Origin of the sequence: uncultured Piscinibacter sp. (assembly GCF_937952055.1) — a bacterium.
Classification (GTDB): Bacteria; Pseudomonadota; Gammaproteobacteria; order Burkholderiales; family Burkholderiaceae_C; genus Piscinibacter.
The window spans coordinates 145,867-160,101 of sequence record NZ_CALFYO010000020.1 but is presented as its reverse complement, the minus strand read 5'-3'; the positions used below and the strand labels follow the sequence as shown (position 1 = coordinate 160,101).

General features: G+C 73.6%; 9 protein-coding genes. 5 read left to right on the top strand and 4 right to left on the bottom strand.

Annotated elements, in window-relative coordinates:
• Window positions 1–63: 63 nt before the first annotated feature.
• The 3 genes from Q0599_RS11565 to Q0599_RS11555 form a co-directional block, all read right to left on the bottom strand.
• Entirely contained in the window at window positions 64–522 is a 459-nt protein-coding gene (locus Q0599_RS11565; RefSeq protein WP_298829590.1) for a glycine zipper 2TM domain-containing protein, read from the bottom strand.
• A 158-nt stretch (window positions 523–680) separates the two neighbouring features.
• The gene (gene cls, locus Q0599_RS11560) at window positions 681–2,069 is read right to left on the bottom strand and encodes a cardiolipin synthase (protein ID WP_298829589.1); all 1,389 of its coding nucleotides are present in this window, start codon (window positions 2,067–2,069) and stop codon (window positions 681–683) included.
• A 4-nt stretch (window positions 2,070–2,073) separates the two neighbouring features.
• On the bottom strand, window positions 2,074–2,232 hold the full coding sequence (locus tag Q0599_RS11555) for a DUF3309 family protein (protein WP_298829587.1): 159 nt from the start codon (window positions 2,230–2,232) through the stop codon (window positions 2,074–2,076).
• A 165-nt stretch (window positions 2,233–2,397) separates the two neighbouring features.
• Between Q0599_RS11555 and Q0599_RS11550 the strand changes: the two genes are divergently transcribed.
• A complete protein-coding gene (locus tag Q0599_RS11550; RefSeq protein ID WP_298829585.1) occupies window positions 2,398–3,105 on the top strand; it encodes a VIT family protein in 708 nt (235 codons plus the stop codon).
• Between the two features lie 8 nt (window positions 3,106–3,113).
• On the opposite strand, the gene Q0599_RS11545 is transcribed toward Q0599_RS11550, so the two are convergent.
• On the bottom strand, window positions 3,114–3,806 hold the full coding sequence (locus Q0599_RS11545; RefSeq protein WP_298829582.1) for a Crp/Fnr family transcriptional regulator: 693 nt from the start codon (window positions 3,804–3,806) through the stop codon (window positions 3,114–3,116).
• A 130-nt stretch (window positions 3,807–3,936) separates the two neighbouring features.
• On the opposite strand from Q0599_RS11545, the gene Q0599_RS11540 reads away from it, so the two are divergent.
• Genes Q0599_RS11540 through Q0599_RS11525 form a run of 4 tightly spaced genes read left to right on the top strand, consistent with a single transcriptional unit; the run spans window position 3,937 to window position 14,233 of the window.
• Window positions 3,937–4,578 carry a sterol desaturase family protein gene (locus tag Q0599_RS11540; RefSeq protein WP_298829580.1) on the top strand — a complete coding sequence of 214 codons (642 nt, stop codon included), beginning with the start codon at window positions 3,937–3,939 and terminating at the stop codon, window positions 4,576–4,578.
• Entirely contained in the window at window positions 4,575–5,741 is a 1,167-nt protein-coding gene (locus Q0599_RS11535) for an outer membrane beta-barrel protein (RefSeq protein ID WP_298829578.1), read from the top strand. Before Q0599_RS11540 ends, Q0599_RS11535 begins: the two co-directional genes overlap by 4 nt.
• Complete coding sequence (locus tag Q0599_RS11530; RefSeq protein ID WP_298829576.1) at window positions 5,738–5,980, top strand: hypothetical protein; 243 nt, start codon at window positions 5,738–5,740, stop codon at window positions 5,978–5,980. The genes Q0599_RS11535 and Q0599_RS11530 overlap by 4 nt, the downstream gene beginning before the upstream one ends.
• On the top strand, window positions 5,981–14,233 hold the full coding sequence (locus tag Q0599_RS11525; protein WP_298829574.1) for a glucoamylase family protein: 8,253 nt from the start codon (window positions 5,981–5,983) through the stop codon (window positions 14,231–14,233).
• Window positions 14,234–14,235: the final 2 nt, after the last annotated feature.

Below are 14,235 nucleotides of genomic sequence, written 5' to 3'. Positions count from 1 at the left end.
TTGTAGGCGCGGCCCGTGCCGGAGTCTGTTCGCCAGCGCACCCACGCGCCGCGGCGCCCGCCCTCAGCGGCGCTCGAGCTGGCCCGCTTCCGCCCGCACACGGTCGCCCACGCGCAGGTCGCCGATCGTGCGGTAGTTGAATTCGCCGACACCGCCGTGGTTGAAGCGCACGCGGATGCGGTAGAAGTCGTCGTCGTCCTGGCGGCGCTTCTCCAGCGTGTTGCCGATCAGCGCGCCGCCGACGGCGCCGACGCCGGTGGCCGCGGCACGGCCGGTGCCGCTGCCCACCTGGTTGCCCACCACCGCGCCGATGACCGCGCCGAGCACCGCGCCGCCGCCGGTGGTGTGCGTCGGCCCATTGGCGGCTTCGATGGCGATCACCGTGCCGTACTGGACGTCTTCGCGGCTGCGGCTGTCGTAGGCCTGGCCGATGGCCTCGTTGCGCGCCGGCGGCGAGGCGCATGCACCGAGCAGCGCGAGCAGCGCCAGGGGCAGGAGGAGGGCGGAAGGACGTTCAGGCATGGTGGCACCTCGTGGGTGATCCGGCCCCCGTTCGGGAGCCATGCCGGCACTGTCGGTGCTGCGGCCTGCGTGGGCCATCGGCAAACCACCCCGCCGGGCCTAGGCCGGCAGCGCCGTTGCGCGTAGGCGCAGGCCTACGGCCCGTGCCGCCCTCCGTGCTACAGCCAGTACTCCCACAGCCGCGCGAACACTTCCTTCGCCCGCCAGCTCAGCGGGCGCTGCTGCCATTGCGCGAGCGTGATCTCGTCGGAGCCGGCCAGGTCGGCGTCGAACATGGCCTGCACCTGCGCGCCGAACTCCGCACCGAGCACCACCGCGTTGAGTTCGTGGTTGTGCAGGAAGCTTCTCCAGTCGAGGTTGGTCGAGCCGACCGTGGCCCACACGCCGTCGACCAGCGCGGTCTTCGAGTGCAGCACCACGCCGCGCCGCTCGAAGACCTTCACGCCGGCGCGCAGCAGGCGCTCGTAGTAGCCGCGCCCGGCATGGAAGATCAGCCACGAGTCGGTCTGGCTGGGCAGGATCAGCCGCACGACCACGCCGCGCGCGGCGGCGGCCTCCAGTGCGGTCAGCAGCTGCGGATCGGGCGCGAAGTAGGCGTTGGTCAGCTGCACGCTCGTCTCGGCGCTGCCGATGGCCGACAGCAGCGTGGCGTAGATCAGGCTGTAGGGCTCGTCGGGCGAACTGCCGATCGCGCGCACCACCTGGCGCCCCGCCGCCACGGGCGCGGGGAACGGGTTGCGCGTCTGTGCCGCCGGTCCGTTCTGCGCCGCCCAGGCGGCGAGGAAGAGCTTTTGCAGCTCGGCCACCACCGGGCCCTCGAGCCGCAGGTCGGTGTCGCGCCAGGCCGGACCGCCGCCCGGCCGCAGCCGCGAGCGCTGGCTGAACGATCCGCCGGAGTACACGCTGCTGATGTTGATGCCGCCGAGGAAGGCGATGCGCCCGTCGACGATCAGCAGCTTGCGGTGGTCGCGCTGGTTCAGCTCCCAGTCGCCGCGCGCGTGCAGCGGGTTCACCGGGTTGAACTCCAGCACCTGCACGCCGGCCTCGGAAAGCCGCTCGAAGAAGGCCGGCGGCGTGCGCATCGTGCCGACGCTGTCGCGCAGCAGCAGCACGGCCACGCCGGTGCGTTGCCGCTCGATCAGCGCCTGCGCGAAACGCTGGCCGACCTCGTCGTCCTCGAGGATGTAGGTCTCGAGGTGGATGTGCTCGCGCGCCGCGACGATCGCCGCGAGCATCGCCTGGTAGGTGGCCGGGCCGTCCTGGAGCAGCGTCACCTGGTTGCCGGTGGTCAGCGGGCTGCCGGTGATGGCCTCTTCCAGCGCGAGGTGGCGCTCGAAGATGTCGGTCGGCTGGCCGCGCTCGGCCAGGCGCGCGAGGATGGCGCGGCTGCGCTCGGCGCCGAGCGGGCCGTGGGCGCCTTCCAGCGGCACGGCCTTCGCCGGGCGCCGGGCGAGGTCGGGCACGATGACCGGCAGGCTCGCGCAGGCGGCGCAGCCGGTCAGGACGATCAGTGCAACGGCGACGCGGCGCCACACGGTCGAGGCCACCGGCTCACAGGCGCCCCATGAGCAGCAGCACGAGCAGCACCACCACGATCAGGCCGAGCACGCCGCTCGGCGCATAGCCCCAGCCGCGGCTGTGCGGCCAGGCGGGCACGACGCCGATCAGCATCAGGATCAGCACGATCAGCAGGATGGTTCCGAGGCTCATGGATGTCTCCGTTCAGCGAATGCGAGTCTGGGCGGACGGCATGCGCCACCCGCTCCGCAGGCCACGGTGCGCGGCCGGCGGCCCGTCCGTCTGTGCGCCAGCGAACACACGACGGCGCTGTGCGCCAGCTCAAGGGACGCCGTGGTGCGGCCCGCACACTGTCGCATGGCCTTGCCCTTCATGCGCCGCCATGCCGAACGCCACCGCACCGATCGCATCGGCTGGCTGCGTGCCGCCGTGCTCGGTGCCAACGACGGCATCGTCTCCACGGCCAGCCTGGTGGTCGGCGTGGCCGCGGCCAGCGCCAGCCACGCAACGATCCTGACCACCGGCGTGGCCGGGCTGGTGGCTGGTGCGATGTCGATGGCTGCGGGCGAGTACGTCTCGGTGCACTCACAGTCCGACACCGAGCAGGCCGACCTGTCGCGCGAGCGCTCCGAGCTGGAAGCCGACCCGGCCGCCGAGCGGCGCGAGCTGGCCGGCATCTACGTGGCCCGCGGCCTCGATCCGGCGCTGGCCGAGCAGGTGGCCGCGCAGCTGATGGCCCGCGACGCGCTGGGCACCCACGCCCGCGAGGAGCTCGGCATCACCGAGGCCCTGAGCGCGCGGCCGCTGCAGGCCGCGCTGGCTTCCGCGGCCAGCTTCGCCATCGGCGCGGCGCTGCCGCTGGCGGCGGTGCTGCTGGTGCCGCAGCGCTCGCTGATCGTCGGCGTGTCGCTGTCCTCGCTGGTGCTGCTGGCCGCGCTCGGCGCAGTGGCGGCAGGTGTCGGCGGCGCCAGCCCGCTGCGCGGTGCCTGGCGGGTGGCGTTCTGGGGCGCGCTGGCGATGGGCATCACCGCCGGCGTCGGCGCCTGGTTCGGCGCGGTCGCGTAGGCGCAGGCTCAGCCCATCACCGCCGCATAGACCCGCCGGTCGGCTGCGTAGCAGCTGCAGGCACTGTCCTCCAGGCCGGCGCGATCGAGCACCACCAGCTCGCCGCGGTGGTAGGCGATCTGCCCACGCTCCTGCAGCGCGCCGGCGGCCATGGTCACGCCGACGCGGCGCACGCCGAGCATGTAGGCGAGGAACTCGTGGGTGACGTGGAAGCGGTCGGCGTGGGCACGGTCCTGCGTCATCAGCAGCCAGCGCGCCAGGCGGGGCTCGATGCGGTGAAAGCGCAGGCAGGCGGCGGAAGCCGCGAACTGCGCCATCAGCACGTAGAGGTAGCGCTCGAGGCTCCGGCGCAGCGCCGGGCTGCGCTCGAGTTCGCGGCGGAAGGGCAGGGCGGCGATCCGCCAGGCGCTGCCGCTGCCCTGCACGATGGCGCGCAAGGGGGTGTCCGGTACGCCGAGCGCCAGCCACACGCCCAGCATGCCCTCCCGCCCCACCATGCCGACCTCCAGGCTCGGGTGGACATCGACGCTGGTCAGCAGCGAGATGAAGCCGTCGACGGGAAAGTAGACATGGCGTGCCGGCGTGCCGCTCTCGCAGATCGCCTCTGCCAGGACGAGCTTCACGGGCTCGGCAACGGCCAGCAGCCGTTCGCGCTCACGGCGCGGCAGCTGCTCGATCAGGTGGTTCTGCTGCGTGCTCAAGGTCCGGCCTCCCGTCGATGCCCGCCATCGGAATCTCGACGGCAGCGCGGCGCAGTGTGACGCCGGCCTGCGGGGCCGACTGTCTGCCACCGCACAGACCCTCGTCGCCCCGGAACCTAGCCTGCAGGGCATGAGTTTCCTGTCGTTCGAACACGGGCGCGCCGCCTATCGCGCCGACTTCGTGCTTTACGGCGCGGCGGTGGCGGTGCTGTCGGTGCTGCTGATCGGCGCCGGGCCGCGCGGCCACGGCCTCGCCCTGGCCGCCACGCTGCTGGCCGGACTGCTGGCCTGGAGCTTCGTCGAATACGGCCTGCACCGCTTCGTGCTGCATGGCCTGCCGCCGTTCCGGCGCTGGCACGAGCAGCACCACCAGCGGCCCGCGGCGCTGATCTGCACCCCGACCCTGCTCAGCGGCAGCCTGATCGCGCTGTTCGTGTTCCTGCCCGCCGCGCTGATGGGCGATCGCTGGCTGGCCTGCGCGCTGACCCTCGGCCTGCTGATCAGCTACCTCGGCTACGCGGTGACGCACCACGCGATGCACCACTGGCACGGGCAGGGCGCCTGGCTGCTGCGGCGCAAGCGCTGGCATGCGCTGCACCACCGCTTCGAAGGCGGATCGCGCTGCTTTGGCGTGACCAGCGCGTTCTGGGACCGGGTCTTCCGCAGCGCACCGCGCATCCCGGGAGTTCGACAGCGCACAGACGGCACCGCGGCGAACCCCTACAAGGGACGCGGCACCGAACCCCTTCGCTCCAACGAAAGCCAACCATGAACTCCACCCACGCCCTGCGCCTCCTGGCGGTCTGCGGCCTCGCACCGTTTGTCTCGGCCGGGGCCTTCGCCCAGGCCCAGGAGGGCGGCTACTACTACGGCGGCCTCGGTGTCGGCGCGGCACGCGCCAAGCTGGATGCGGAAGCGATCACGCGCGAGCAGGCCGGCGTCGCCGCCAGCGGCTTCGAGCGCGACGACCGTGACACCACCTACAGAGTGTTCGGCGGCTACCAGCTGAACCGCAACCTCGGCATCGAACTCGGCTACTTCCGCCTCGGCAGCTTCGGCTTTGACGCCACCACCACGCCGGCGGGCACGCTGGCCGCGCGCTCGAGCCTGCAGGGCGCCAACCTCGACCTGGTGGGCACGCTGCCGCTGAGCGAGCGCTGGGCGGCGCTGGGCCGTGTCGGCGCGCAGTACGCCCGCACCCGCACCTCGCTCAACGGCACCGGCGCGGCCGCCGTGCTCAACGGCACCCCGAGCGAGCGCAAGACGAACTACAAGGTCGGCGCAGGCCTGCAGTACGCCTTCAGCCCGTCGTTCCTGGTGCGCGGCGAGGTCGACCGCTACCGGGTCAGCGACGCGGTGAACCACAAGCTCAACGTCGACACGCTGTCGCTGAGCCTGGTCTTCCCCTTCGGCCGTGCGGAATCGCCGCCGCCGCGCGCGATGGCGCCGGTCTACGTTGCGCCGGCCCCGGCGCCCGAGCCGGTGGTCGTGCAGGCGCCGCCGCTGGCCGTGGTCGAGCCGCCGCCCCCGCCGGTGCCGGTGGTCGTGCCGCTGCGCCGAGTGAGCTTCTCCGCCGAGTCGCTGTACGGATTCGACAAGTCGACGCTGCAGCCCGACGGCCGCAGCGCGCTCGACACCTTCGCCCGCGAGCTCGACGGCACGACCTTCGACATGATCACCGTCGAAGGCCACACCGACCGGCTCGGCACGCCGGCCTACAACCAGAAGCTCTCGCAGGAGCGCGCCGATGCGGTCAAGTCCTACCTGGTGACTTCGGGCAAGGTCGATCCGATGAAGATCACCGCGGTGGGCAAGGGCAAGGGCAGCCCGGTCACCGCCGCGGGGGTCTGCAAGGGAACGGCGGCCACGGCGGCGCTGATCACCTGCCTGCAGCCGGACCGCCGGGTCGAGATCGAAGTCGCGGGCACGCGTTGAGCACGTCGCAGGCATCCGGGCCGTGCTGGAGCACGGCCTCCTTCGGCGAGGCGGCCGACACCTCGCCGATGGAGTTGTCCGAGCTGGGCGCGCATCTCGAGGTGTGCCGCTCGCTCAGCGGGCAGCTCTTCGTGCTGCGTTGCGCGGCCGAAGGCGTGCGCGACTTCGTCGCCGCGCGCTTCGTCACCTCGCTGGTCGTCGTCGCGCTGGTCGCCGGGCTCGGCTCGCTGGCCTGGTAGGTGAAGCGGCTGAGCGGGCTGCGCGCACTGATCCCGGCCGCGTCGCCGGCACTGTGCGCGATGCTCAACCCCGCACGCGGGCCGCTGCAGCTGCCGATCCGCTCGGAGATCTTCGGCCGGCAGCGTTTCGCCCAGCACGGCCGCAGCCTGGGCCAGACGCACCGCGTGGCGCAGGCCCGACCGCGAGCGCCGACCTTCTACCCGCGCCTGCGCAGCAACATCGAGGCGCTGCGCGAGGCGCACCGCTACATCGGCGTGCAGGCGGCCACCGGCTACGACGTCAGCCCGGCGGCCGAGTGGCTGCTCGACAACTTCCACCTGATCGAGGCGCAGCTCACGCAGATCCGCGAGGGCCTGCCACGGCGCTACTTCCGCGAGCTGCCGGTGCTGATCGAGGAGCCGCTGGCCGGCTTGCCGCGCGTATACGGCGTGGCCTGGGCCTTCGTCGCCCACACCGACGGCGACTTCGACGAGGAGCTGCTGGCCGCCTACCTCGATGCCTACCAGGAGACTCGCGAGCTCAAGCTCAGCGAGATGTGGGCGCTGCCGACCACGCTGCGCGTCGTGCTGATCGAGAACCTGCGCCGCCTGGCCGAGCGCGTGGCCTGCAACAAGGCGGCGCGCGAGGCGGCCAACCTGTGCTGCGACCGGCTCGGCAGCCTTGGCGTGGCCGATCTCGACGCGCTGCTGGCCCTGCTGGAGCAGCGGGGCGTCGGCCGGATGTTCCTGGCCCAGATGGCCCTGCGGCTGCAGGACCGGCGGCCGGACGCCGAGCCCGGCTTCCGCGCGGAGCACCACGACTGGCTGCAGCGCGCGATGCCCGATCCCGCCGCGCAGCAGGCCCAGCACAGCGCCGACCAGGCCGCCGACAACCTCAGCGTCAGCAACGCCGTGACCTCGCTGCGCGACATCGGCGACGCCGATTGGTTCGACATCGTCGCGCGCACCAGCGCGCTGATGCAGCTGATGCTGGGCTCGCCGGTGTTCGAGGCCGAGCATGCGACAACGCGCGACCAGACCCTGCATGGCATCGAGCGGCTGTCACGGCGCAGCGGCCTGGGCGAACTCGCGGTGGCGCAGCAGCTGCTCGCACTGATGCGCTCGGCGCCGCCCGGCGATGCGCTGGCCGGCGTGCCGAGCCACTGGCTGCTCGGGGCCGGGCGGCCGGCGCTGCTGCGCGCGCTCGGCCTGCACGAGCGGGCGGCGCAGCGCTGGCGCGCGGCCCTCGCGCAGCTGGCCTTGCCCGCCTACCTGGCCGCCTTGCTGTTCTCCACCTTCGCGCTGCTGGCCTGGCTGCTCGCGCGCCACGGGCCGCCCGCGGGCGGCGCATGGATCGTCGTGGCGCTGCTCATCGCCCTCCCGGCGTCGGAGGCGGTGGTCGCGGTGATCAACCGGCTGATCAGCGAATCGGCGCGGCCGAGCTCGCTGCCGCGCCTGGCCCTGCGCGGCGGCATTCCCGCCGAGCACCGCGTGCTGGTGGTGGTGCCGGCCATGCTGGTCAGCCCCGCGTCGGTCGACGCGCTGGTGCACCGGCTGGAGCTGCACCACCTGGCCAACCCGGAACGCGAGGCGCAGTTCGCGCTGCTCAGCGACTGGGCGGATGCCGACGCCGCGCGCCTGGACGGCGATGCGGCACTGCTGGCCCGCGCGGTGCAGGGCGTCGACGCGCTCAACGCGCGCTACCCGCGGGACTTCGGCGCCGCGCCGCGCTTCATCGTGCTGCACCGCGAGCGGCAGTTCAGCGAGACGGAGCAGCGCTGGATCGGCTGGGAGCGCAAGCGCGGCAAGCTCGAGCAGCTGATCGACGCGCTGGCGCTGGGCGGGCCGGGGCCGTTCATCGATGGCGGCGAGGCGTCGCGCCTGGCCGACGGCGTGCGCTACGTGGTCACGCTGGACAGCGACACGCAGCTGCCGCCGGGCAGTCTGCGCGAGCTGGTCGGCGTGGCCGCGCACCCGCACAACCGGCCGCGGCTGGACGCGACGCGACGGCGCGTCGAGGCCGGCTACGGCATCCTGCAGCCGCGCATCTCGATGCCGCTGCCCGCTCTGAGCGAGGTCACGCGCTTTCACTGGCTGTTCGCCGGCCAGTGCGGCATCGACCCCTACAGCGCCGCCAGCTCCGAGGTCTACCAGGACCTGTTCGGCGAAGGCAGCTTCAGCGGCAAGGGCCTGCTCGACGTCCAGGCGGCGCACGCGGTGCTGTCGCAGCGCCTGCCCGAAGGGCTGGTGCTCAGCCACGACCTGCTCGAGGGCTCGCTGGCCCGCTGCGCGGCGGTGACCGACGTCGGCCTCATCGAGGAGGCCCCGTTCCATGCCGACGTGGCCGCCGCGCGCGTGCACCGCTGGATGCGCGGCGACTGGCAGCTGCTGCCGCTGCTGCTGTCGCCGGGGCGCTACCCGCTGCGGGCCGCCAACCGCTGGAAGATGTTCGACAACCTGCGCCGCTCGCTGGTGGCGCCCATGTCGCTGCTGCTGATCGTGCTGTCGCTGGCCGGCCGGGCCGTCTCGCCCGGGCTGGCGCTGGCGCTGGTGTTCGCGGCCTTCTCGGCCGGGCCGCTGCTCGGTGCGATCGCCGGGCTCTCGCCGCACCGCGACGACCTGGCGCGGCGGCACTTCTACCGCCATGCCCTGGCCGACCTGCTGCGCGCGCTGTGGGGCGGGCTGTGGCACCTGGCGCAACTGCTGCAGCAGGCCCGGCTGAGCGCCGACGCCATCGCGCGCGCGCTCTGGCGCATGCTCGTCAGCCGGCGACACCTGTTGCAGTGGACCACGGCCGCCGCTGCGCAGGCGCAGGCCTCGACACGGCTGCGCGTGCTGCTGCGCCGCCACGCCGCCGAGCCGGTGCTGGCCGCGCTGCTGCTGGCCGGGCTGCTTGCGGCCGGCGTGTTGCACCCGTGGCTGTCGATCGCCCTGTGCCTGCTGTGGGCCGCCTCGCCGCTGTGGACCTGGTGGGCGAGCCGGCCGCGGCCGCCGCGGGCCGATGCGGCGCTGCCGGCGGCCGACCGGGCTTACCTGGAAGGCGTGGCGCGCGACACCTGGCGCTTCTTCGAGCGCTGCGTGACGGCCGACGACAACCACCTGCCGCCCGACAACCTGCAGACCCTGCCGCACGAGATGGTGGCGCACCGCACCTCGCCGACCAACATCGGCCTGTACCTGCTGAGCGCGGCCTGCGCGCGCGAGTCCGGCTGGATTGGCACGGCCGAGCTGCTGAACCGCCTGGAGGCCACGCTCGGGACGCTGGAGTCGCTGCAGCGCCACCGCGGCCACTTCCTCAACTGGTACGACACGCAGACCCGCGCGCCGCTGCTGCCGATGTACGTGTCCACGGTGGACAGCGGCAACCTCGGCGGCCACCTGCTGGCCGTCGGCCAGGCCTGCCTGGCCTTCGCGCGCCAGGACGGCGAAGCCGGCGAACTGTGCGCGCGGCTGCAGGCCGTGGCGGGGCGCTGCGCCGGCCTGGCCTGGAGCGCCGACTACCGCTTCCTCTACCACGCCCGGCGCCACCTGCTGCACATCGGCTACCACGTGGCCGAGCAGGAGCTCGACGCCGGCTTCTACGATCTGCTGGCCTCGGAGTCGCGCCTGACCAGCCTGCTGGCCATCGCCAAGGGCGACGTGCCGGTCGGCCACTGGGCGGCGCTCGGCCGGCCCTTCTACGCGGTGGGCGCGGTCGCCGGCCTGCGCTCGTGGTCGGGCTCGATGTTCGAGTACCTGATGCCCAGCCTGCTGCTCGACGAACCCGAGGGCAGCGTGCTGCGCGACGCCGGCCTGGCGGCGCTGCGCGAGCAGATCGCCTTCGCGCGAGGGTACGGCGTGCCCTGGGGCATCTCGGAGTCGGCCTACGCCGGGCGCGACCACACGCTGGCCTACCAGTACGCGCCGCAGGGCGTGCCGCGCCTGGCGCTGCGCCGCACGCCGCCCGACGAGCTGGTGATCGCACCCTACGCCACGGCGCTGGCGGCGCAGGTGGCGCCGCGGCGCGCGGCCGCCAACTTCGCCGCACTCCAGGCCCTGGGTGCCCGCGAGGACCTGGGCTTCATCGAGGCGCTCGACTACACGCCCTCGCGGCAGGCGATGGGCGAGACTTTCGCGCCGGTGGCCACCTTCATGTCGCACCACCAGGGCATGACCATCGTCGCGCTGGCCAACGTGCTGCACGACGGCGTGGTGCGCCGCTGGACGATGGCCGATGCGCACCTCGAGGCCATGATGCCGCTGCTGCACGAGCGCGCGCCGCGCGAGGTCTCGATGCTCTACGCACCGCCGGCCGGGCCGCCGCCGCAGGCCCTGGAGCGGCGCGCGCCGGGCCTGCTGCGCGAGGTGCTGCCGGGAGCGGCCGCGCTGGAGCCCACGCACATGCTGTCCAACGGCCGCTACGGCGTGACGCTGCGCGCCAACGGCGCCGGCTGGAGCCGCTGGGGCACGGCCGGAATCAGCCGCTGGCGCGACGACGCGCTGCGTGACGCCCTCGGCAGCTTCTTCTACCTGCGCCGCGGCCCGCTCGAGCGCCTGGTCTCGATCACCCAGCACCCGGCGCCGGATGCGGCGGCCACCTACGGCAGCACCTACCACGCCGACCGGGTCTGCTTCGATGCCCGCTGGCCCGACCTGCAGGCTCACGTCGCCGCCTGGGTCAGCCCGGAGGACGACATCGAGTTCCGCCAGGTCGAGCTGCGCAACCTCGGGGACGCGGTGCTCGACCTGGAGCTGATCTCGGCCTTCGAAGTGACGCTGGCCGAACCCCGCGCCGACGAGGCGCACCCGGCCTTCTCCAACCTGTTCGTGCGCGCGCAGTGGCGCCCCGCGCTGCAGGCGATGGTGTTCGAGCGCACGCCGCGGCTGGCTGGCGAGGGCGCGCTGCTGGCGGCGCACTTCCTGGCCGCCAGCGAGCCGCCGGTGCAGGCCGTGCGCATCCAGGCTGACCGCCAGCGCTGGCTCGGACGCAACCGCAGCGCGAGCCGGCCGCTGGCCTCGTTCGACGCCGCGCCGGCGCCGGCCGACGACCGGCCCGTCGCGCTGGACACCGGCCTCGACCCGGTCTGCGCGATGGCGCTGCGCGTGCGCATCGCGCCGGGCGCCAAGGCCTTGCTGACCTTCGCCACCGCGGCCACCGACAACGGCGGCGTGCTCAGCGCGGTGATCGACAAGTACCGCCGGCCCATCCACGTGCAGCGTGCCTCGCTGATGTCGGCCACGCTGACCGGCATCCGGCTGCGTGCCTTGCGCATCGGGGCGGACAACTTCGCCGCGATTCAGAGCCTGACCACCGCGCTGGTGCTGACGCTGACCCGGCCGCAGCTGGCCGCCCTGGGCCACGCCGCGGACCCGGCCATCGACCGCCGCCTGCTCTGGCGCTTCGGCATCTCCGGCGACCGGCCGATCGTGCTGGTGTCGGCGCGGGTGGCGCAGGGCCTCGGGCTGCTGCGCTCGCTGGCCCAGGCGCTGCGGCTGTGGTCGTGGGGCGGCATCGCCTGCGACCTCGTGGTGGTCAACGCCGAAACGGTGTCGTACACGATGTCGCTGCACCACGAGCTGTCGGTGCTGCGCGAGCGCCACGACGCCGAGACCGCGGCGCAGGGCGGCATCGCCCACACCGGCTTCCATGTGCTGCAGGCCCACGAGGTCTCGGCCGACGAATTGGCCACCCTGCACAGCCTGGCGCGCGTGCGGCTGCTCGCCGACGGCCGGCCCTTGCTGCTGCATGTGCAGGAGTGGATCGGCCTGCACGAGGCGGCCTTCGAGCGGCGCCACGAGGTGTCGAGCGCGGAACTGCTGACGGGGTCGGAGCCGGCCTCGCCGGTGCCCGCGCCACAGGGCCGCTTCGAGGCCGGCGGTGCCGAGTTCGCGTTCGAGGTCGGCCACCGGCTGCGTCCGCAGCGGCCGTGGATCAACGTCATCGCCAATGCCGGCTTCGGCACGCAGGTGTCGGAGGCGGGCGGCGGCTTCACCTGGGCCGGCAACAGCCGGCTGAATCAGCTTACGGCCTGGTCCAACGATGCGGTGGCCGATCCGCCGTCGGAATGGTTGCTGCTGCAGGACCTGCGCACGCGCCAGACCTGGAGCGCGACAGCCTCGGCCTGGGGCAGCCCGGACGGCGACAACGTGAGCTACCAGGTGTCGCACGGCCAGGGCTACAGCGTGATCGCCCACCGCCGCGGCGACGCCGAGGTCACGCTCACCTGGTGCGTGGATCCGGTCCATGCGGTCAAGCAACTGCAGGTGGACATCGTCAACCGCGGCGCGCGCACCCTGCGCCTGCGCGTGGCGGGCCTGGTCGAGTGGGCGATGGGTGCGGGCCGCGGCGACCGCGCCACCGTGCACACCGCGCTGCTGCGCCAGCGCCTGCCGCAGGGCAAGCTGAGCGCGCTGCTGTGCACGCAGCGCGAGGCGTCCGCCGGGTTCGGCGACGGCACCGCCTTCTTCGCATTCGTCGGCACGCCCGACGAGGACGAGGACTGGAGTTGCGACCGGCGCGAGTGCTTCGACGCACGCGGCCGCCTGGTGCTGCCCGATCACTTCGGCCAGCAGAAAGGCGGCGGCCTCGACCCCTGCGCGGCCCTGGCCACGCGCATCGACATCGCGCCCGGCGCGTCGGCGCAGCAGACTTTCCTGCTCGGCCATGCCGGGAGCCCGGATGCGGCATGCGAACTCGCCACCCGCGCGGCGGCCGTGCCGCCCGGGCAGCGGCTGCAGTCCGCGCGCGAACACTGGAACGCGCTGCTGCGCTCGACCACGGTGGCCACGCCCGACCCGCTGTTCGACGCGATGGTCAACCGCTGGCTGCTCTACCAGATGGTGTCGTGCCGGATGTGGGCCAAGGCCGGCTTCTACCAGGCCGGCGGCGCCACCGGCTTTCGTGACCAGCTGCAGGATGCGATGGCGCTGGCCTGGGCCGCGCCGCGGATGCTGCGCGAGCAGATCCTGCGCGCCGCCTCGCGCCAGTTCCCCGAAGGCGACGTGCAGCACTGGTGGCATGCCCCGGGCGGCGCCGGCGTGCGAACGCACTTCAGCGACGACCTGCTGTGGCTGCCGCGGGCCTGCGCCCACTACCTGCAGGCCACCGGCGACGCCACGCTGCTCGACGAGACCGTGCCCTTCCTCGACGGCCCGGCCATACCGCCCGGTGCCGAAGACGTCTACGACACGCCCGCGGTGAGCGAGCTGAGCGCGACGGTCTACGAGCACGCGGCGCGGGCGATCGACCGCAGCCTGCGCGTCGGCGCGCACGGCCTGCCGCTGATGGGCAGCGGCGACTGGAACGACGGCATGAACCGGGTCGGCCACGAGGGGCGCGGCGAATCGGTGTGGCTGGGCTGGTTCCTCTGCGCGCTGGTGGCCGACTTCGCGCCGATCGCCCGCGGGCGTGGCGAGACCGTGCGCGCCGGCCGCTGGGACGACGCCGCGCGAGGCTGGCAGGCGGCGCTGCGCGGTGCGGCCTGGGACGGCGCCTGGTTCCGGCGTGCCTTCTTCGACGACGGCAGCCCGCTCGGCTCGCAGGCCAATGCCGAAGCCCGCATCGACCTGATCGCGCAGGCCTGGGGCGTGCTGTCGGGCGTGGCGAGTTGGCCGCAGCAGGTGGTGGCGATGGCCGCCGTCGAGGCGCAGCTGGTCGACGCACAGGCCGGCCTGGTGCGCCTGCTCGACCCACCGCTGGCCCACGCGCAGCCCAGCGCCGGCTACATCCAGGCCTACCCGCCGGGCGTGCGCGAGAACGGCGGGCAGTATTCGCACGGCGCCGTGTGGGCGCTGATGGCGCAGGCCGAGCTGTGGGCGGGCCACGCCCATCCGGGCAGCGGCGAGGCGGCCTGGCGCTACTTCACCTGGCTGAGCCCGGCGCACCGCTCGGCCCATCCGCAGCAAGGCGCGGTGTACGGCATCGAGCCCTACGTGATGGCCGGCGACGTCTACACGCAGCCGCCCTACGTGGGCCGCGGCGGCTGGAGCTGGTACACCGGCGCCGCGGCGTGGATGCACCGGGCGGCCGTCGAGTCGATCTTCGGGTTGAAGCTGAGCGCGGCTTCGCTGTGCCTGCGGCCTTGCCTGCCCGCGCACTGGCCGCGCGCGGAGCTGAGCCTGCAGCGCGACGGCCGCCGGCTGCGCTTCATCCTGCTGCGCGGCGGCGACGATGAAGCGCAGCGTGTGGCCGCGCCTTTGTCCGCCACGCTGCTGCGCCCGGGGCAGGCGCTGGCATGGCGCGAGGCCGGCGACCCGGCCTGCTTCGTGGTTCCGATCGAAGACGCACCCGCCTGAGC

Excerpts from the sequence above, each read along its gene's own strand:
- Q0599_RS11550 (WP_298829585.1), top strand. The coding sequence starts at position 2,398 with ATGGCCTTGCCCTTCATGCGCCGCCATGCCGAACGCCACCGCACCGAT.
- Q0599_RS11565 (WP_298829590.1), bottom strand. The coding sequence starts at position 522 with ATGCCTGAACGTCCTTCCGCCCTCCTCCTGCCCCTGGCGCTGCTCGCG.
- Q0599_RS11535 (WP_298829578.1), top strand. The coding sequence starts at position 4,575 with ATGAACTCCACCCACGCCCTGCGCCTCCTGGCGGTCTGCGGCCTCGCA.
- Q0599_RS11540 (WP_298829580.1), top strand. The coding sequence starts at position 3,937 with ATGAGTTTCCTGTCGTTCGAACACGGGCGCGCCGCCTATCGCGCCGAC.
- Q0599_RS11555 (WP_298829587.1), bottom strand. The coding sequence starts at position 2,232 with ATGAGCCTCGGAACCATCCTGCTGATCGTGCTGATCCTGATGCTGATC.